Source organism: Nocardioides sp. Z40_12 (assembly GCF_058215795.1).
Genome location: NZ_JBZAJA010000008.1, coordinates 165983 through 184819, shown reverse-complemented (window position 1 = coordinate 184819; position 18837 = coordinate 165983). Strand labels below are relative to the sequence as shown.

General features: G+C 73.3%; 15 protein-coding genes. 6 read left to right on the top strand and 9 right to left on the bottom strand.

Annotated elements, in window-relative coordinates:
- Window positions 1–12 precede the first annotated feature (12 nt).
- Together AC4BG9_RS15795 and AC4BG9_RS15790 are read left to right on the top strand one after the other, a co-directional pair.
- Window positions 13–936 carry an NAD-dependent epimerase/dehydratase family protein gene (locus tag AC4BG9_RS15795; protein ID WP_490572069.1) on the top strand — a complete coding sequence of 308 codons (924 nt, stop codon included), beginning with the start codon at window positions 13–15 and terminating at the stop codon, window positions 934–936.
- 5 nt (window positions 937–941) lie between these two features.
- Window positions 942–1397, top strand: coding sequence for an acyltransferase (locus tag AC4BG9_RS15790; RefSeq protein WP_490572068.1), 456 nt, complete (start codon window positions 942–944; stop codon window positions 1395–1397).
- On the opposite strand, the gene AC4BG9_RS15785 is transcribed toward AC4BG9_RS15790, so the two are convergent.
- The 3 genes from AC4BG9_RS15785 to AC4BG9_RS15775 all read right to left on the bottom strand — a co-directional run bounded on the left by AC4BG9_RS15785 (window position 1384) and on the right by AC4BG9_RS15775 (window position 5280).
- A complete protein-coding gene (locus AC4BG9_RS15785) occupies window positions 1384–2925 on the bottom strand; it encodes a hypothetical protein (protein WP_490572067.1) in 1542 nt (513 codons plus the stop codon). The genes AC4BG9_RS15790 and AC4BG9_RS15785 overlap by 14 nt on opposite strands.
- Window positions 2918–3871: a Gfo/Idh/MocA family protein gene (locus AC4BG9_RS15780; RefSeq protein WP_490572066.1), complete on the bottom strand. Its 954-nt coding sequence runs from the start codon at window positions 3869–3871 to the stop codon at window positions 2918–2920. Before AC4BG9_RS15780 ends, AC4BG9_RS15785 begins: the two co-directional genes overlap by 8 nt.
- Window positions 3872–3945: 74 nt before the next feature.
- On the bottom strand, window positions 3946–5280 hold the full coding sequence (locus AC4BG9_RS15775) for a hypothetical protein (protein WP_490572065.1): 1335 nt from the start codon (window positions 5278–5280) through the stop codon (window positions 3946–3948).
- 36 nt (window positions 5281–5316) lie between these two features.
- On the opposite strand from AC4BG9_RS15775, the gene AC4BG9_RS15770 reads away from it, so the two are divergent.
- Entirely contained in the window at window positions 5317–6222 is a 906-nt protein-coding gene (locus tag AC4BG9_RS15770) for a glycosyltransferase family 2 protein (protein ID WP_490572064.1), read from the top strand.
- Here AC4BG9_RS15770 and AC4BG9_RS15765 read toward each other — a convergent pair.
- Genes AC4BG9_RS15765 through AC4BG9_RS15750 form a run of 4 tightly spaced genes read right to left on the bottom strand, consistent with a single transcriptional unit; the run spans window position 6205 to window position 11679 of the window.
- Window positions 6205–7557, bottom strand: coding sequence for a glycosyltransferase family 2 protein (locus tag AC4BG9_RS15765; protein WP_490572063.1), 1353 nt, complete (start codon window positions 7555–7557; stop codon window positions 6205–6207). The two genes, AC4BG9_RS15770 and AC4BG9_RS15765, sit on opposite strands and share 18 nt — an antisense overlap.
- A 21-nt stretch (window positions 7558–7578) precedes the next feature.
- Complete coding sequence (locus AC4BG9_RS15760) at window positions 7579–8154, bottom strand: SACE_7040 family transcriptional regulator (protein WP_490572062.1); 576 nt, start codon at window positions 8152–8154, stop codon at window positions 7579–7581.
- A 56-nt stretch (window positions 8155–8210) separates the two neighbouring features.
- Window positions 8211–8924: an SWIM zinc finger family protein gene (locus AC4BG9_RS15755; RefSeq protein WP_490572061.1), complete on the bottom strand. Its 714-nt coding sequence runs from the start codon at window positions 8922–8924 to the stop codon at window positions 8211–8213.
- Between the two features lie 7 nt (window positions 8925–8931).
- Window positions 8932–11679: a DEAD/DEAH box helicase gene (locus AC4BG9_RS15750; RefSeq protein ID WP_490572060.1), complete on the bottom strand. Its 2748-nt coding sequence runs from the start codon at window positions 11677–11679 to the stop codon at window positions 8932–8934.
- 51 nt (window positions 11680–11730) lie between these two features.
- On the opposite strand from AC4BG9_RS15750, the gene AC4BG9_RS15745 reads away from it, so the two are divergent.
- Both AC4BG9_RS15745 and AC4BG9_RS15740 read left to right on the top strand, forming a co-directional pair.
- A complete protein-coding gene (locus tag AC4BG9_RS15745) occupies window positions 11731–12222 on the top strand; it encodes a glutathione peroxidase (RefSeq protein ID WP_490572059.1) in 492 nt (163 codons plus the stop codon).
- 57 nt (window positions 12223–12279) lie between these two features.
- Window positions 12280–13842: a DHA2 family efflux MFS transporter permease subunit gene (locus AC4BG9_RS15740; protein ID WP_490572058.1), complete on the top strand. Its 1563-nt coding sequence runs from the start codon at window positions 12280–12282 to the stop codon at window positions 13840–13842.
- Between the two features lie 74 nt (window positions 13843–13916).
- On the opposite strand, the gene AC4BG9_RS15735 is transcribed toward AC4BG9_RS15740, so the two are convergent.
- Window positions 13917–16085 (bottom strand): RecQ family ATP-dependent DNA helicase, encoded by a 2169-nt coding sequence (locus AC4BG9_RS15735; protein WP_490572057.1) that lies wholly within the window; start codon window positions 16083–16085, stop codon window positions 13917–13919.
- 245 nt (window positions 16086–16330) lie between these two features.
- Here AC4BG9_RS15735 and AC4BG9_RS15730 point away from each other — a divergent pair, with 245 nt between their 5' ends.
- Entirely contained in the window at window positions 16331–16840 is a 510-nt protein-coding gene (locus AC4BG9_RS15730; protein WP_490572056.1) for a hypothetical protein, read from the top strand.
- 12 nt (window positions 16841–16852) lie between these two features.
- Here AC4BG9_RS15730 and AC4BG9_RS15725 read toward each other — a convergent pair whose 3' ends face one another.
- The gene (locus AC4BG9_RS15725) at window positions 16853–18808 is read right to left on the bottom strand and encodes a M13 family metallopeptidase (protein ID WP_490572055.1); all 1956 of its coding nucleotides are present in this window, start codon (window positions 18806–18808) and stop codon (window positions 16853–16855) included.
- Between the last annotated feature and the right edge of the window lie 29 nt (window positions 18809–18837).

The window sequence follows — 18837 nt, the reverse complement described above, 5'->3', positions numbered from 1 at the left end:
AACCCCCGCCCGATGTCCAAAGAGACCGTCTTCTTCACCGGTGGTGCCGGCTTCATCGGCCTGCACGTGGTCCCGATGCTGCTGGAGAAGGACTACAAGGTCCGGATCTTCGACAACATGTTCCGGGGCGACCGCGAGGCCGTGGCCGCCCTCGGCGACGACGTCGAGCTGATCGACCAGGACGTCCGCTACGGCGGCGCCGTCCACCAGGCGATGAAGGGCTGCTCCAAGGTCATCCACGCCGCCGCGGTGTCGATCAACAAGAGCCAGTCCGACCCGTACGAGTCGATGGACATCAACATGATCGGCAACCACAACGTCTTCGCGGCCGCCGCGGACCACGGTGTGGAGCGACTGGTCTACTGCTCGTCGGCCTCGGTCTACGGCGACCCCGAGCGGCTGCCCATGCACGAGGACGACCGGCTCTCGCCGCAGACGCCGTACTGCATCTCCAAGCGCGCCGGCGAGGACCTCCTCGGCTTCTACCAGCGCCGGGCCGGTCTCTCCTGGATCGGGCTGCGGTTCTTCAACGTCTACGGCCCCGGCCAGAAGACGACCGCCTACTACACCTCGGTGATCAACCACTTCGTCAACCGGATCCGCAACGGGGAGCCCCCGGTGATCGACGGCAAGGGCGAGCAGTCGATGGACTTCATCCACGTCCACGACATCGCCCGTTCTGTGGTGCTCGCCCTGGACTGCGAGCAGGACAACGTGCCGGTCAACATCGGCACCGGGATCGACACCTCGATCGCCGAGCTCGCCGACATCCTCATCGAGGCGGTCGACGCCGACGTGAAGCCCATCTTCAACGAGCGCGACGTCATCGCCTCGCGGCGCGCGGCCGACATCACCCGGGCCAAGGAGGTGCTCGGCTTCGAGCCGACCATCGAGGTCCGCCAGGGCATGATCGACCTCATCCGCGCGGGCGGCTGAGGGTCATGACCGCGCCGCGACCGGCGTCGCTGCCCCCGAACCCGTGGAACGAGCACGCGTGGGTGGTCGGCGACCCGGTCGTCGGCGAGGGCACCTGGATCGGTGCCTTCACCGTGATCGACGGCTCCGGCGGTCTGCGGATCGGCCGAGGCTGCGACGTCTCCTCGGGCGTGCAGATCTACACCCACTCCTCGGCCCGGCGCTGCGTCAGCGGCCGGAGCTACGACCGGGTGGACCACGCGCCGGTGACCATCGGCGACCGGGTCTTCCTCGGCGCCGGGGCCATCGTCAACATGGGCGTCACCATCGGTGACGAGGCGGTGGTCGCCGCGGGCGCCGTGGTGACCAGCGACGTGGCGCCGCGGACCATCGTGGCCGGGGTGCCGGCCCGGGTCATCGGCCACGTCGACCTCGACGAGCCCGAGGCCGACGGCGGCCCCCGCTTCGTCACCAGGCAGTGACGCAGACCCCCACCACGGTGACCACCGAGAGCAGCGCCAGCAGCCTCGGCACCCCCCGGCCGCGGACGGACCGCAGGGCGAGCAGCACCGCGAGCGGCGCCAGCGAGATCATGTAGCGCGGCACGATCGGGAAGTCGAAGCCGAAGTTGACGGTGTTGCTCGCCCGCAGGAACGGCGGGAACGCGAAGAGCACGAACAACAGCGACGCGACCAGCAGCCTGTCCTCGCGCAGCCAGGCCGGCCAGTGCGCCGCCACCCGGCGGCTCAGCCGACCCGCCCGCGGGCCGTCCGCCGCGACCGCGCCCTGCGCACCGATGCCGCCGGCGCCGGTTGTGCCGCCGGGACCGTCAGGGCCCTCGGGGACGCCGCCCCGGCGGCGGAGCTCGCCGAGCACGGCCAGAGCCAGGACGCCGAAGACCACGACCGAGATCAGGTACGGGAACCCGTAGCCGAAGCCGCGGAGCACCGTCGTCCACAGGTCACCGTCGAGCACCGGGAACGCGTTGACGTCGTTCCACGGGGTGTGCAACGACGAGACCTCGGTGACCGCGCCGGCCAGCAGGGTGCGCAGGCTGCCGTCGGGCACCGCGGAGTAGACCACCGAGTTGGGCTCGGTGGCGCGGGCCTCGATCACCATGTCCCACACGACGACCGGGCCGAGGAAGACCAGCGCCTGCAGCCCCAGGTGCCACCAGGTGACCCGCCACCCGGCCACGGCCTCGACACCCGCACGGGCGGCCAGCCACACCAGGCCGGTGGCCACCATCACCACCGCGACGGTGAGCGAGGAGGTGGCCGCCACCCAGGAGGCCAGCGCCGCCGCCGCCAGGTAGCCCCAGAACCACTTCGGCGAGCGCATCCAGGCCATCGCGCCCATCGCCACCAGCGCCCCGCAGAGCGTGGCCGCCGACCCCGGGTTGACCATCGGCCCGTAGTAGAGGATCCCCGGCGCCGCCACCGGGGCGAAGGTGAGGGCGACCCGGCGGGCGCCGCTCATCCCCACCGAGCGGGCCAGCAGCCAGCAGGCGACCATCCCGGCGATCAGCACCAGGGTGGAGCTGAGCCGCACCGCGTCGATCAGGTCCACGTCGACGGCCGCCTGCACCGCGCGGGCGCCGCCGAGCACCGTCGCGAAGTAGGTCGGGTAGTGGATGTAGCCGGTGGTGAACTGCGTCATCGGCAGGTAGAGGGGGCTCAGCTGCGGGTTGCCGCACTCGTAGGCCAGCGGGCCGGTGTCGTGGCCCACCCCGCACGACCACTCCTCGACGATGGCGTCGGTGTAGATCGACCCGCGGTGCGGGTAGGTCCCGGCGTCCATCTGGAGCACGTTGTCGAAGTGGGTGACCTCGTCGACGTGCGACATCGGCCGGCCCTGGAGCGCGATGGTGGAGAGCGCCACCACCGCCAGCAGCAGCACCAGGGCGGTGAGCACGTCGCCGGCGCGCCGGTGGGTCAGCAGGTCCCGGGCCCGGGGCCGCGCCGAGCGCTGGGCCACGCGGGTGCCGGCGGCCCGCGAGGGCTCAGGCACGTCCGGCCAGGACCTGGTCGACCACGTGGTGGGCGGGGAGGATCGAGTCGCGCTCGGCGTCGACGTCGCCCTCGCCGCGGACCAGGGTGACGAAGTGGGCCAGCTGGCTGGCCAGCGGCTCCGCGCCGATCACCTCCGGCACCTCGATCTCGGTCATCTGGCGGAAGCCGTCGCGCCCCGGGTCGCCGGCGATCGAGGAGTGGCGGTAGGCGGTGACACCGCGGCGCAGCAGGTCGACCTCGATCATCCGGTCGATCTCCTGGACCACCAGCTGGCGCACCTTGCGCTGCCCCAGCCGGCTGGCCGAGACCGACGCGATGCCGCCGTCCTCGAAGCGCAGGGTGGCCTCCACGATGTCCTCGGCACCCTCGACCGAGTCGGGGTGGAAGTGGCCGACCTGCACGTCGGCGCGGCCCGGGCGGTCACCGCCGAAGGCGCGGACCACCAGGTCGACGTCGTGGACCAGCAGGTCCCAGGCGACGCCGGTGGCGATCCGCGGCACGTACGGCGAGTGCCGCTCGGCGCGGACGTAGAGCGGCGCCTCCATCATCTTCATCGCCACCACGACGGCGGGGTTGAAGCGCTCCAGCAGGCCGCACATCAGGGGGGTGCCGGCGCGCTCGGAGGCGGCCACCACCTCCATGGTCTGCGCCAGCGAGGGGCAGACCGGCTTCTCCACCAGCAGCGGCAGCCCGGCCCCGATGATCTGCAGGGCCAGCGTGTGGTGCTGCTCGGTGGGAGCCGCGATCACGGCCGCGTCGACGTCGCCGAGGCCGTCGAGGTCGCGTGCCCAGCGGGCACCGTAGGCGTCGGCCACCTTGCGGCCGTTCTCCTCCAGCGGGTCGACGACGACAGCCAGCTCGGTGTCGGGGCCGGCCGCGATGGTGCGGGCGTGGTTCAGGCCCATCGAGCCGGAGCCCACCAGGGCGAGACGCAGGACGGACAACGGAAGACTCCTCGTTCGGGGCGACAGCGGACACAGACTAGGTGCTCAGGCCGCGAAGCGCTCCGGAAGGCGGCTCATAGCGCGAGCGACTGGGCGAGGCTGACCGACCAGGCGACCGCCGCCAGGGCGGCGAGCGACCACTGCATCGCGCGGCCGCGGCCCAGCGCCAGGGCGAGCGGGGCCAGCAGCAGCACCATCAGCGGCAGCCCGTAGCGCGGCTGGGTGCCGGTGGCGCCGTGGACGATGAAGAAGGCGGTCGGCAGCAGCACCACGGTGAGCAGCCAGGCGCCGAGTCCGGTGAGCGCGAGCACCCGCACCGGCGAGGTCAGCGGCCAGCGCGAGGAGAAGGCGACCAGCGCGGCGCCACCCAGGAAGAAGATCTGCAGCCCGGAGGCGAGGGCGCCCAGGAAGGGCGAGGAGTTGAAGGAGAAGAAGGTCAGGGGGGCCATCAGCGCCTGGGCGGCGCCCAGGATCTCGCCCCACAGGTCGCTCTGCGAGGCCAGCGACTCGCCCATCCCCCCGTCGGGGGAGGCACCGGCGGGCAGGCTCGCCGACCGCCACTCGGTGATCCCCAGGGTGGCCACCGCGAGGAGGGCCGCGGCGCCGGCCAGCAGCGCCGTACGACGCAGCAGCAGGCCGCGGTCCAGCTCGCGGGGAGTCCAGGGGCGGCCCACGCCGGGCCACAGAGCCGCCAGCAGCAGCACGTAGCAGGCGATCGGGACGTAGCTGAGCTTGACCTGGGCGATGACCAGCGCGAGGCCGAACGCCCACGCCATCCGCCGCCCCCACGAGCCGGCGACCCACGGGTGCCGCACGGTGACCAGCAGCAGCCCGGCCGCGCCCGCCAGGAGCGCCGCCCCGTCGGGGGTGACCGTCGCGCCCTGCCAGAGCACCGCCGGCACGCTGACCAGCAGCACCGGCAGCGCCACCGAGAGAGGTCCGGGCGCGCCGAGACGCCGCAGCGCCAGCGTGGTCAGCGCCGCGCCCAGGGCGAAGAGGAGGGCGATGCTGAGCCTGGCCGACTCGAAGAGGGAGAGCGGGGAGAGCGCCTCGAGGACCAGGGCGCTGCCCGCCAGGCCGGCGTAGAAGAGCGGGGAGTAGCTGAGCACGTAGGAGACGCCGGCCGGCGCGATCTCCCGGACGTCGCGCAGCTCGGGGCAGATCGGGTCGAGCTCGGTCTCGGGCAGGTAGAGCCCGCGGCACGACATCTCGCGCACCGTCTCGCGGCCGTAGAGGTCGCCCACCCTGGGCAGGTCGCCCGAGCGGGCGATCCGGGCGCTGTAGTCGAAGTGCGCCTGCTCGTCGTAGGGGGAGACCCGCTCGAAGGAGAGCGCGGTGACCGTGGCCAGCACCAGGCTCGCCACCAGGGTGAGCAGACATGCGAGTGCCGTGCCGCGCCTGGTTCGCATGGGAGGGAGCCTAGCGACGCTCGATAGGGTGCGCCCATGCCGGTCCCACCCCTCAGCTTCGCGATCCCCTACTACGCCGGCCGGGACTACCTGCGCGAGGCGATCGAGTCGGTGCTGGCCCAGACCCGCGACGACTGGGAGCTGCTCGTCGTCGACGACCGTGGCCCCGAGCCCGCCGCCGACCTGGTGGCCGAGTACGCCGACCCGCGGATCCGCTACGTGGTCAACGAGGAGAACCTCGGGCTCGCCGGCAACTGGAACGAGTGCGTCCGGCTGGCCCGCGCCCCGTGGGTCACCCTGCTGCACGGCGACGACCGCCTGCTGCCGGAGTACGCCGAGCGGGTGCTGGCCGCGACCGCCCGGGTCGCCGACGACGTCTCGGTGGTCTTCACCGACGCCGCCGTCATCGGCGCGGACGGCAGCCCGACCAGCACCCCCGCCGACGTCGCCAAGACCGTGCTGCGCGGCCGCGGCGGCGACCACGACGTGCGTGGCGACGCCGGCCTGGCCGGCCTGCTGCGGGGCAACTACATCGTCTGCCCGACGATGTGCCTGCGCCGCTCCCTGCTCGGGGAGGCGCCGTTCACCACCCGGTGGCGGTTCGTGCCCGACTGGGAGCTCACCTGCCGCCAGCTGCTCGAGGGCCACGCCCTGCACAGCATCCGCACCCCGCTGCTGGAGTACCGCCGGCACGGGGGCAGCCAGACCTCCCTGCTGACCGCCGACGCCTCGAGGTTCGCCGAGGAGCTGGGGTTCCTCCAGGAGATGGCCGACGCCGCGGGCCGGCGGGGCTGGCGCCGCTCGGAGCGTGCCGCCCGCCGCCGGCCGGTCACCCGGGCGCACCTGGCGCTGCAGGCGTTGGCCGACGTGCTCCGCGGCCGGCTGACGGCCGGCCGGGAGAAGGCCTCGATGCTGCTCGCGGACCTACGCGGTCGTCGCTGACCCGGGCGCTGCGCTTGTCGCTGACCCGGGCGCTGCGCCGGTCGCTGTGCCGGTGGTGGAGCCGGTCGTGGGGCCGGTCGCTGTGCCGGTGGTGGGGCCGGCGACGACGGGGACGGGGTCGGTCGGGTGGGGGCCGGTCGGGCTGGGGCGCGAGATGCGGATCCGCAGCAGCGAGATGAAGAGCCCCGCCATCATCGTCTGCGCGCCCAGCACGAGCCCGAGCACCGCGGGCACGCTGAGGCGCACCGAGGTGGAGGTGTCCAGCCGGCCGAAGCCCGCGTCGCCCCAGTTGAGGACGGCGACCAGGGTCATCGCGACGCCGGCGACGAAGAAGGCCAGGCCGACGATGATGCCGGTCTCGAAGTTGAGCCGCTGCTCGAAGGCCCGGAACCGCCGGCTGCCCGGGGGCAGCAGCCCCTCCGCGGCCGCGTACACCCGGGAGAGCACCGAGAAGATCACCCCCTGGTAGCCGACGATCGCGGCTCCCATCCCGAAGAGCAGCGTGCCGACGTCGAGCCCGACCCCGCCGATCCGGACGCTGCCGGCGAGGAGCACACCGGTGGTCAGCAGGCCGAGCAGCGCCAGCGCCATGCCGGGGTAGAAGAAGAGCCAGCGCGGGCTGTAGAGGAGCAGGAAGCGCAGGTGCCGCCACCCGTCACGCCAGCTGCGCAGGTGGGGCGGACGGCTGCGGCCGTCGGGGCGCAGCGTGGTGGGCGCCTCGCTGACCTTCAGGTCGGCCAGGCTCGCCTTGACCACCATCTCGGAGGCGAACTCCATCCCCGTGGTGCGCAGGTCGAGCGCCAGGATCGAGGCCCGGTTGAAGGCGCGGAGACCGCAGTGGAAGTCCCGCGAGGGGGTCCGGAAGAAGAGCCGGCCCACGAAGGTCAGCACCGGGTTGCCCAGGTAGCGGTGGAGCGGCGGCATCGCGCCCTCGGCGATCCCGCCGAGGAAGCGGTTCCCCATCACCAGGTCGTCACCGGCGCGGAGCCGCTCCAGGAACGGCATCAGCGTCCCGAAGTCGTAGGAGTCGTCGGCGTCGCCCATCGCGACGAAGCGGCCCCGGGCGGCGGTGATGCCGCCGATGAGGGCGGCGCCGTACCCCTTCTCCGGGATCTCGACGACCCGCGCGCCGTTCTCCAGAGCGATCTGCTGGGAGCCGTCGGTGCTGCCGTTGTCGGCGATCAGCACCTCACCGACCACGCCGTGGTCGTCGAGGAACGCCCGCGCCTGCCGGATGCAGGTCTCCAGGGTCTCCGCCTCGTTGAGGCACGGCATCACGATGCTGAGCTCGACGGGCGCGGTCGCGGCGGTGTCCGGCTGGGAGGGTGAAGGCACGGCTGGCATTGTAGGCGTCCCTCATCCGCCGGCCGCGGGGCGCGAGGCCGTCGGCACGCCCAGGGCACCGTGGGCCATCGTGACCAGCAGGTCGCGCATCTCCTCGTCCGGCAGCAGCCGGCTGTGCGGGGTGGAGTTGAGCAGGCCGAACGCCGCGTGCGCCATCGCGCGCGCCCGGTCGGCGCCGAGGTCGCGGTGGTGGTGCCGCAGCTGCTCGGCCCACAGGTCGACGTAGGCGCGCTGCAGCCCGCGGACCTGCTCGCGGGCCTGCGGGGGCAGCGACTCCCAGTCGCGGTCCTGCACCACGATCAGCGCCTGGTGGCGCAGCGCGAAGTCGGTGTGCCACTCGACCAGGGCGGCCACGGCGGCCGCCGGCCCCTCGGCCGACTCGACCCGCTCGCGGCCCACCGCGAGGAGCTCCTCGCTGATCCGCACCAGCATCTCGGCGAGCATCGCGTCCTTGGACGGGAAGTGCTTGTAGAGCGCCGGCCCGCTGATCCCGCAGGCGGCGCCCAGCTCGGCCACCGAGACCCCGTGGAAGCCGCGGGCCGCGAAGAGCCCGGCGGCGGTCTCCAGGATCTGCTCGCGACGGGTCATCGGCACAGGTTAGCGCCGGTTCACCCCGGCGCGGCGGGCGTCGGTGGGACACGTCCTCACTCGGAGGTGGGGTCCCACTCGCCCAGCGCGACCCGGGCGCGCAGGGCCGCGTCGGTCCCGGTCTCCAGGTCGCTCTCCAGCGGCCCGTCGCTCTCGCCGTCCTCGTCCGGCCACTCACCGGCCGGGGCGCCGCGCCCCGGAGACCGCACGGTCATCGCGTGCACCTGGGCCAGCAGCTCCTCGCGCGGCACCCCGCGCAGGTGCAGCAGCACCAGCGGGTCGGCCTCGACCAGCCAGCCGACCTGGGCCGCGACGGCGACCGCGTGCCGGCACGGGTCGACCCAGTGGTCGCAGCTGCAGGTCCAGGCCAGGTCGCCGGCGTACGGGACCAGCTCGACGCCCACCTCCTCGCAGTCCTCCACCATGTCCAGCGGGAGGTCCCCGGAGAGCAGCGCCGGGATCCGTCCCGTGCTGGCGGCGGCCACCTCGGCGAAGAGCAGCCGGCTCGCCTCGTCCAGGGTCTCCACGGTGCCGCTGACCGTCCACGCGTCGTCCCGCTCGGCGACCGCCGCGAGGTAGCCGCCGACACTCACCGAGATGGCACCCACCGCGCCCTCGCGCGCCAGGCGGCGGCCACGGGTGAGGTCCTGCTCGCCGTACGCCGCCTCCTCCAGGCTCCGCGCCCAGGCCTTGCCCCACCAGGTGGTGGTCGCCCGGCCGCGCCGCGGCGCCAGCCGGGGGAAGGTGACCGGTGGGGCGGACGCCGTCATCGCCGGCTCACCTGAGGGCCACCAGGTCGCGCAGCTCCTCGTCGCCCAGCTCGGAGAGCGCCGTCTCCCCGCGGGCCAGCACGGCGTCGGCGACCCCGCGCTTGCGGGCGAGCAGCTCCGCGACGCGCTCCTCGACGGTGCCCTGGGTGATCATCCGGTGCACCTGGACGGGGCGGGTCTGCCCGATCCGGTGCGCCCGGTCGGTGGCCTGGTCCTCCACCGCCGGGTTCCACCACCGGTCGAAGTGGACGACGTGGTCGGCGCGGGTCAGGTTGAGCCCGGTGCCGCCGGCCTTGAGGGAGAGCAGGAAGACCGGCACGTGGCCAGGGTCCTCGGGGCCGGCCTGGAAGCGCCGCACCATCGCCTCGCGCTCGGCCACCGGGGTGCCGCCGTGCAGGAACTGGTGCGGGATGCCGGAGCGCGCCAGGTGCTGCTCGAGCAGCCGGGCCATCGCCACGAACTGGGTGAAGACCAGCACCGCGCCGTCCTCGGCCAGCACCGTGCCGATCAGCTCGTCGAGCAGGTCGACCTTCTCCGAGCGACCGGCCAGGTTGGTCGCGGGCTGCTTGAGGAAGTGGGCCGGGTGGTTGCAGATCTGCTTGAGGCCGGTGAGCATCGCCAGCACCAGGCCGCGGCGCGCCTCGGCGTCGGCGCGCTCGATGCGCTCCATCCGGTCGCGGACGAACGCCTCGTAGAGGACGGCCTGCTCGCGGGTCAGCCCCAGCAGGTGGTCGGTCTCGGTCTTGGGCGGCAGCTCGGGGGCGATCCCCGGGTCGGACTTGCGGCGGCGCAGCAGGAACGGCGCGACCAGGTCGGCGAAGCGGGCGGTGAGCGCCGGGTCCACCCCGGCCTCGATCGGGGAGGCCCAGGTGCGGCGGAAGGCCAGCCGGCTGCCCAGCAGCCCGGGGATCGCCCAGTCGAGGATCGCCCACAGCTCGGTCAGGTTGTTCTCCACCGGGGTGCCGGTCAGGGCGACCCGGGCCCGGCTGTCGATGGTGCGCAGCGCCTTCGCGGTGCCCGACCGGGCGTTCTTGACGTGCTGCGCCTCGTCGGCGACGACGAGGTCCCAGTCGACCCCGGCCAGCACCGCCGCGTCGTTGCGCATCGTGCCGTAGGTGGTGAGCACGAAGCCGCCCTCGAGCCCTTCGAGCGACCTGGCCCCACCGTGGAACCGACGGACCGGGACGCCGGGCGCGAAGCGCTGCACCTCGGCCTCCCAGTTGCCCAGCAGCGAGGCGGGGCAGACCACCAGCGTCGGTCCGCCGACGGTGCCACCAGTGCCCGAGGCGCCCACCGCGGCCTGACCGGTCTCGGCGCGGTGGAGGTGGAGCGCGATCAGGGTCACGGTCTTGCCCAGCCCCATGTCGTCGGCCAGGCAGGCCCCCAGGCCGAGCGAGGTGAGCTCGGCCAGCCAGGTGAGGCCGTGGCGCTGGTAGTCGCGCAGCGTCGCCTTCAGCGAGGCCGGCACCGGGACGGGCTCGCGGGTGGCCGCGGTGCGCAGCCGCTCGCGGACCTTGAGCAGCGAGGCGCCCACCACCACCTCGACGTCCGGGGAGCCACCCTCGGGGCCGGCCTCCACCTGGGTCACCCCGGTCAGCGCCGCGGCGAGGGCGGCGGCGGGCTTGACCGTCCGGATCAGCCGCTTGCGCGCACGGTCGGCGGTCGCGGGGTCGACGACGACCCAGCTGTCGCGCAGCCGCACCACCGAGGCCGCCGACTCGGCCAGCAGCGACATCTCCTCCTCGGTGAGCGGGTCGCCGTGCAGCGAGACCTGCCACTTGAAGGCGAACAGCGCCTCGGCCCCCAGGGTGGAGCTCTGCAGCGGCTCGTCGGGCGACAGGCGCGGCGAGGTCTGCTCGAGCACCGCCCGTGAGGTCAGCTCGCGGCCCAGCTCGCGGGGCCAGTGCACCTCGACGCCGATCGCCTGGAGCGCCCCCAGGCCCCCGGAGAGCAGGTCGACGACCTCGTCCGCGGCGAGGGTGATCCGGTCGGGGACCCGGACGTCGAGCAGCCGCTCCAGCACCGGCCACGCGTCGGCCGCCTGCCGCAGCGCCAGCCCGGCGTGCACGCGCGCGCGGTCCCCGAAGCCGTGGCTGGCCTCCGGGCCCGACTCCAGCCACAGCTCGGCGGCGTCGGCCACGAGGTGGACCCCGCCCTCGGCGTGCACCTGGGGCACGAGCCGCAGCTCACCGGCGTAGAGCTCCTCCTCGGCCGCCTCGACGCGCAGCGAGAGGCGCACCAGCTGGGGCCGCTCGTCGGCCTGGGCCTCCTCCTCCTTCAACCGGGCCAGGCGCTCCTGGAGGCGGCTGGGATAGCTCGGCACCGCAGTCGGGCGGGTGGGGGTGCGTCGCGGCATCGCGTCGACCACCGCCTCCAGGACGGCACGGACGATGCCCTCCGCGGCGGCCGCGTCGAGGTCGCCGTAGGCACGGGAGCGGGCGAGCTGGGTGATCCTGTCCTCGGTGGCGCTGTCGAGCGGGGCGACCTGCCACCACGGCTGGCTGGGGTGCGGCTCGAAACGGCCCTCGGCGACCAGGCGCAGCCCCAGGTGGGCCGCGCCGGCGAGCAGGGCGACGCTCGGGTGGACGGGGCGGCCCTCGGTGGCGCCGAGCTCCCGCTGGGCTCGGGCCAGCACCGGCATGGCCGCGGAGATCGGCATCGAGACCGAGCGGCCACCCGTGAACTCGATGGTCGACCGGCGCGGCGGCCTCCCGGCACGGAAGGTCGCGGGGCCGGTGATGGGGACGAAGCTCACCCCACGACGCTAGCCCCCACCTCCCACCGGCCTGCGGCTAGTGTGCCTGGGATGAGCATCCTGGACGCCCCACTCGCCCGTCTCGACGGCACGCCCGGCTCCCTGCGCGACCTGACCGGGGGCCGCCCGGCCCTGCTGGTCAACGTGGCCAGCAAGTGCGGGCTCACCCCGCAGTACGCCAAGCTCGAGGCGCTCCACGAGCAGTACGCGGACCGCGGCTTCACCGTCGTCGGCCTGCCCTGCAACCAGTTCATGGGCCAGGAGCCGGGGACGGCGGAGGAGATCGCGGAGTTCTGCTCCGCCACCTACGGCGTCACCTTCCCGATGGCCGAGAAGATCGAGGTCAACGGCGAGGGCCGCCACCCGGTGCTGGAGCCGCTGGTCGAGCTCGCCGACGACAAGGGTCACACCGGCGACGTGCAGTGGAACTTCGAGAAGTTCCTGGTCGCCGCCGACGGCCGGCCCGTGGCCCGGTTCGGGCCCACCACCGAGCCCGACGACCCGGCCCTGGTGGCGGCCGTGGAGGGTCTGCTGGCGGGGTGACGCAGCACACTTCTTAAGCAGGTGATCGTTGACCGGGGCAAGCACTAGCCTTCCCCGGTGAGCACCCAGACCGAAGCAACGACCCCGGACCAGCCGTCCGCCGACGACCGGCTCGACAAGAACGTCCTCCTCGTCGCCGGCGTGGTGGTGCTCGGCGCCATCATGTCGATCCTGGACATCACCGTCGTGTCGGTGGCGCTGGAGACCTTCCAGAACGAGTTCGAGGCGACCTCCGCAGAGGTCGCCTGGACGATGACCGGCTACACGCTGGCGCTGGCCTCGGTGATCCCGCTGACCGGGTGGGCGGCCGACCGGTTCGGCACCAAGCGGCTCTACCTGCTGGCGGTCGGCCTCTTCACCGCCGGCTCGGTGCTCTGCGCGGTGGCCGACAGCCTGCAGACCCTGGTGATCTTCCGGGTCCTGCAGGGTCTCGGCGGCGGCATGCTGATGCCGCTCGGCATGACGATCCTGACCCGCGCCGCCGGCCCGCACCGGGTCGGCCGGGTGATGGCCGTGCTGGGGATCCCGATGCTGCTGGGCCCGATCTTCGGCCCGATCGTGGGCGGCTGGCTCATCGAGGCGGCCTCGTGGCACTGGATCTTCCTGATCAACCTGCCGATCGGCGGCCTGGCCCTCGTCTACGCCGTCATCGTGCTGCCCAAGGACCACGTCGAGCCGTCGGAGACCTTCGACTGGATCGGCATGCTGCTGCTCTCCCCCGGCCTGGCACTCTTCCTCTACGGCGTCTCCTCGATCCCCGAGCACGGCACCTTCTTCCACGCCGAGGTCGGCGTCACCGCGACGCTCGGCCTGCTGCTGGTCGCCGCCTTCGTCCCGTGGGCGCTCAACCGCCGCAACGAGCACCCGCTGGTCGAGCTGCGTCTCTTCTCCAACATGAAGATGACCGTCGCGGTGATCGCGATGGCCTTCTTCGCCATCGCCTTCTTCGGCGCCTCGCTGCTCTTCCCGCTCTACTTCCAGCAGGTCCGCGGCGAGGACGCCCTCGGGGCCGGGCTGCTGCTGGCCCCGCAGGGGATCGGCGCCATGGTCACCATGCCGATCGCCGGGTTCCTGGCCGACAAGAAGGGCCCCGGCAAGGTGGTGCTCGTCGGCATCTCGCTGGTCACACTCGGCATGGCGATGTTCACCCAGCTCGAGGCCGACACCTCCTACACCTTCATCCTGAGCTCGCTCTTCGTCATGGGCCTCGGCATGGGCGCGACCATGATGCCGATCATGGGCTCGGCGCTGCAGACGCTGACCGACCACAACATCGCCCGCGGCTCCACGCTGATGAACATCACCCAGCAGGTCGCCGCCTCGATGGGCACGGCGCTCTTCTCGGTGATCCTCACCAACCAGATCAAGGCCTCCGACTCCGCCGGCAACTACCTGGGCCTGAAGGGGATGCTCTCGCAGGTCGGCGGCGCCGAGGCCGCCGAGCTCAAGGCCAAGCTGGAGGCGCTGGCGCCGGTCGCCCTGCCGGAGCTGGCCGACGCGTTCGCCACCGTCTTCGTGGTCGGCACCATCCTGGTCGGCTGCGTGCTCATCCCGGCGTTCTTCCTGCCCCGCAAGCCCCCCGAGGAGCCGGTCGACCCCACCGCGATGATGGGTCACTGACCCCGGGCGGGCGAGCGTCCGCGGAGCCCGTTCACCCACACCCGCGGGCGACGGCGGGGGCGGCCGGGGCCGGCTCAGCCGTTGACCGCCAGGGTGAGCGGCAGCACCTCGGTGGCGCCGGCCGCCCTGATCGCCCGGGCGGCGAGGGTGAGGGTCCAGCCGGTGACCACCAGGTCGTCGACCAGCAGCACCGGCCCCGCCGGGACGTCGGCCCGCAGCGCGGAGCGGCGGCCGACCGCGGCGACCCGCTGGGCGGAGTTGGCCGCGCCCTTGCCGGCCGGCACCTCGGGGTCGACGATCGCCCAGGCTCCGACGACGGGCACCTTGAGGTAGCGCGAGAGCCCTTCGGCGAGGTCCCGGGTCAGCGTCGGGCGGCGGGCGGACTCGACGAAGACGATGGCCTCGACCCGGGGTCGCCAGTCGTTGAGCACCTCGACCACGGCCCGGACCAGCGGCACGGGCACGGGACCGTCGAGCGCCTCGCCCTCGGGGCCGGTGCGGAAGAGGTCGCGCAGCTGAGAGCCGTAGCCGAGGTCGGTGAGCCGGTTGACCGCCCGGCCGTCGGCGGCGCCGTCGGCGATCTTGCCCTTGAGCTCGATCCCGAGGTTGGCCAGGCCGCTGGGCCACATCTTGCGGGGCTCGATCACCACGCCGGGCCGGGCCAGTCGCTCGTGCGCGGCCTCGACCGACTGCTCGGAGACCGACGTCGAGAGCCGGAGCCCGCCGCAGTTGTCGCAGCGCCCGCACCGCTCGCTCACGTCGGGGTCGTCGAGCTGGTCGCGCAGGAACCACATCCGGCACCTGTCGGTGGTGATGTAGTCGAGCATCGCCTGCTGCTCGCGCTCCCGGGCCGCGGCCACCCGGGCGTAGCGCTCGGCGTCGTAGCTCCACGGCTGGCCGGTGGCGGTCCACCCGCCCTGGACCCGGCGGACCGCGCCGTCCACGTCGAGCACCTTGAGCATCTGCTCGAGCCGGGAGCGGCTCAGGTCGACGTAGGTCTCCAGCGCGGCGGTGCTCAGCGGCCGGTCGGCACCGCCGAGCACCTCCAGGGTCTGGCGCACCAGCTCCTCCCGCGGGAAGGACAGCGAGGCGAAGTAGGCCCAGATGTCGCGGTCCTCGGTGGCGGGGAGCAGCACCACTGTCGCCTCGTCGGTGCCGCGGCCGGCGCGGCCGACCTGCTGGTAGTAGGCCACCGGGGAGGCCGGCGCCCCCATGTTGACCACGAAGCCGAGCCGGGCGTCGAAGCCCATCCCCAGGGCGCTGGTGGCGACCAGGGCCTTGACCCGGCCCTCGACCAGGTCCTGCTCGAGCGCCTGGCGCTCGCTCGCCTCGGTCTGGCCGGAGTACGCCGCGACCTGGAGGCCGCGGGAGCGCAGGTAGTCGGCGATCTCCTGGGTGGCGGCCACGGTGAGGCAGTAGACGATGCCGGAGCCCGGCTGCTCGGCCAGGTGGTCGGCGAGCCAGGCGAGCCGCTGCTCGGCGGTCTTGAGTCGGACCACGCCCAACCGCAGCGACTCGCGGTCGAGCGAGCCGCGGAGCACCAGGACGTCGGAGCCGAGCTGCTCGGCCACGTCGGCGGTCACCCGGGCGTTGGCGGTGGCGGTGGTGGCCAGCACCGGGATCCCGGTGGGCAGGTCGCCGAGGAGGGTGCGGATGCGGCGGTAGTCGGGCCGGAAGTCGTGGCCCCAGTCGGAGATGCAGTGGGCCTCGTCGATCACCAGCAGGCCCGCGGAGGCGGCCAGCCGGGGCAGCACCTCGTCGCGGAAGCCGGGGTTGTTCAGGCGCTCCGGGCTCACCAGCAGGACGTCGACCTCGCCGGCGTGGATCGCGTCGTGGATCGGCTGCCACTGCTCGATGTTGGTGGAGTTGAGGGTGACCGCCCGGATGCCGGCCCGCTCGGCGGCGGCGATCTGGTTGCGCATCAGGGCCAGCAGCGGGGAGACGATCACCGTCGGCCCCGCGCCCTGGGCCCGCAGCAGCAGGGTGGCGACGAAGTAGACCGCCGACTTGCCCCATCCGGTGCGCTGGACCACCAGCGCCCGGCGGCGGTCGACGGCCAGCGCCTCGATCGCGGACCACTGGTCCTCGCGGAGCACGGCGTCGTCGCTGCCGACCAGGGCACGCAGGTGACGCTCGGCCTCCGCCCGGACGCCGCGGCGCGCCTCGTCGGACACGGACGGGTCGGTGAGGCTGCCGGCTGGGCTGCCGGTCGAGCTGCCCGCGGGGCTTCCGGTGGGGGTCATGCCCCCTGTCTAGCAACCGTCGCCGACACGTGGCTCCCCAGGACCCCCGTTCCGGGCGAACCCGCACCTCGTCGCGCACCCAGCGCCAGGGCCGGGGGGTGTCCCGGTCATCGGCAGGGTCGGCGTCGTCCTGCCGTGCCCCCTTCTCCAGGAGCACCACCCGATGACCGGCCGAAAAGGCCACACGCGGGGCGTCGGCGGAGTAGACAAGGGGCCACGACCCGCCCTCCCAGGAAGCCACCACCATGACCGCCCTGCCCACGCTGCGCCGCAGCCTGCCCACCATCGCCGTCGCCGGCGCCCTGCTCGCGCTCTCCGCCACCACCGGGGCCAGCGCCGCGTTGGTCGTCACCGGCCAGCACATCAAGGACGGCACCGTCACCACCAAGGACGTCAGGGACGGTTCGCTGACCACCAAGGACCTCCACCGGCGCAGCGCGGCCGCCCTGCGGGGCCGCACCGGTCCGGCCGGGCCCGCCGGGCCTGCGGGGCCGGCGGGGGCACCCGGCGTCACCGGCTACGAGGTGGTCACCTTCACCGGCACGGTCGGCCCCGCGAGCGGCGGGGAGGTGAGCGCCGAGTGCCCGGAGGGGAAGCGGATCCTGGGTGCGGCCAGCTACTTCGACGGGATCCTCGACGGCACCCAGGAGGAGATCGGGCGGGACGGCAGGCAGGCCTGGGCCTACGGCTACAACTCCGACCCCGAGACCCCGGACGTGCTCAACCTGGACCTGGTCTGCGCCCGGGTGGGGTGAGCCCGCCCGGGATCACCAGATCCGGATGCGGTCCTGCGGCTCGAGCCAGAGGCCGTCGCCCGGGGCGGTGCCGAAGACCTCGTGGAACTCGTCGAGGTTGCGCACGATGTTGGCGCGGAACTCCGGCGGCGAGTGCGGGTCGACGGTGAGGTACTGCTGCTCCTGCTCCTTGCGCCGCTTGGTGCGCCAGCAGTAGGCCCAGTTGAGGAAGAGCGTGCGGCGCTCCTCGGGCGTGGCCGCTCCCTGCGTCGCGATCATGTAGGCCTTGTGGCCGATGGTGAGGCCGCCGAGGTCGCCGATGTTCTCGCCCACGGTGAGCGCGCCGTTGACCTTCTCGCCGGGGAGCGCCCGGGGCTCGAAGGCGTCGTACTGGGTGATCAGCGCCTTGGACTTCACCTCGAAGGCGGCCTTGTCGGCGGCCGTCCACCAGTCGTTGAGGTTGCCCTCGCCGTCGTACTGGGCGCCCTGGTCGTCGAAGCCGTGGCCGATCTCGTGACCGATGACCGCGCCGATGCCGCCGTAGTTCTCGGCCGGGTCGGCGTCGGGGTCGAAGAACGGCTTCTGCAGGATGCCGGCGGGGAAGCAGATCTCGTTGGTGCCGGGGTTGTAGTAGGCGTTGACCGTCTGCGGGAGCATGAACCACTCGTCGCGGTCGACCGGCCCGCCGAGCTTGCCCAGCTCGCGGTCGGTCTCGAACTCCGCGACCGCCGCGACGTTGCCCAGCAGGTCGTCGGCCGAGACCTGGAGCGCGGAGTAGTCGCGGAAGCGGTCGGGGTAGCCGATCTTGGGGCGGAAGGTGGCCAGCTTGTCGAAGGCCCGCTGCTTGGTCTCGTCGGTCATCCAGTCGAGGGCGGCGATGGACTGCCGGTAGGCCTCGAGGAGGTTGGCGACCAGGTCGTCCATCAGCTCCTTGGAGCGCGGCGGGAAGTGGCGGGCGACGTACTCGCGGCCCACCGCCTCGCCGATCGCGCCCTCCACGAACCCGACCCCGCGCTTCCACCGCTCGCGCAGCTCGGGGGTGCCGTTCAGGGTGCGGCCGTAGAAGTCGAAGTTGGTCTCGACGAAGTCGTCGGTCAGGTAGGCGGCGCGGGAGCGGAGCACCTTGGCGGCCAGCCACGGGCGCCACCGGTCGAGCGGGACCTCGACGATCACCTTGGCCAGGTGCTCGAGGTAGGAGGGCTGCCGCACGCAGGTCTCGGCGATCAGCCCGTCGCTGCCCTCGCGGCCGCCGGCCAGGGCGCTGATCCACTGCCCCCAGTCGAAGGTGGGCGCCAGCCGGTCGAGCTCCTCGCGGGTGGTGAGGTTGTAGGTCTTCTGCACGTCGCGGGTCTCGGCCCGCTCCCAGTGGCCCTCGGCCAGCCGGGTCTCGAGCTCGAGCACGGCCTTCGCCGAGGCCTCCGGCTCCGGTCGCCCGGCGAGCTCGAAGAGGCGGGTGAGGTAGGCGAGGTACTTGTCGCGGATCTCGGCGAACTTCTCCTCGCGGTAGTAGCTCTCGTCGGGCAGGCCGAGACCGCCCTGGGTCAGGTTGAGCAGGTAGCGGTCGGACTGCCTGGCGTCGGTGTCGACGTAGGAACCGAAGAGACCGCCGCCGCCCAGGCGCTCGAACCCGCCGAGGAACCCGGCCAGCTCCCCCTCCTGGAGGGCGTCGACCGCCGCGAGCAGCGGCTGCACCGGGGCTGCCCCCCGGGCGGCGATCGTCCCGGTGTCCATGAAGGAGGCGTAGAGGGCGGCGATCTTGCGGGCGTCCTCCGGCTCCGCGCCGCGCGACGGGTCGGCGGTCAGCTCCTCGATGATGGCCCGGACCTGGGCCTCCGCGGCGTCGGCGAGCATCACGAACGGACCCCAGCTGCTGCGGTCGCTGGGAATCTCCACGGACTCCAGCCAGGCCCCGTTGACGTGACCGAAGAGGTCGTCCTGGGGGCGGGTGTCGCGGTCCATGCCGTCACGGGCGTCGTCGAGGATGCTCACGCCGCCACCATAACGGCCGGGTCCGACGA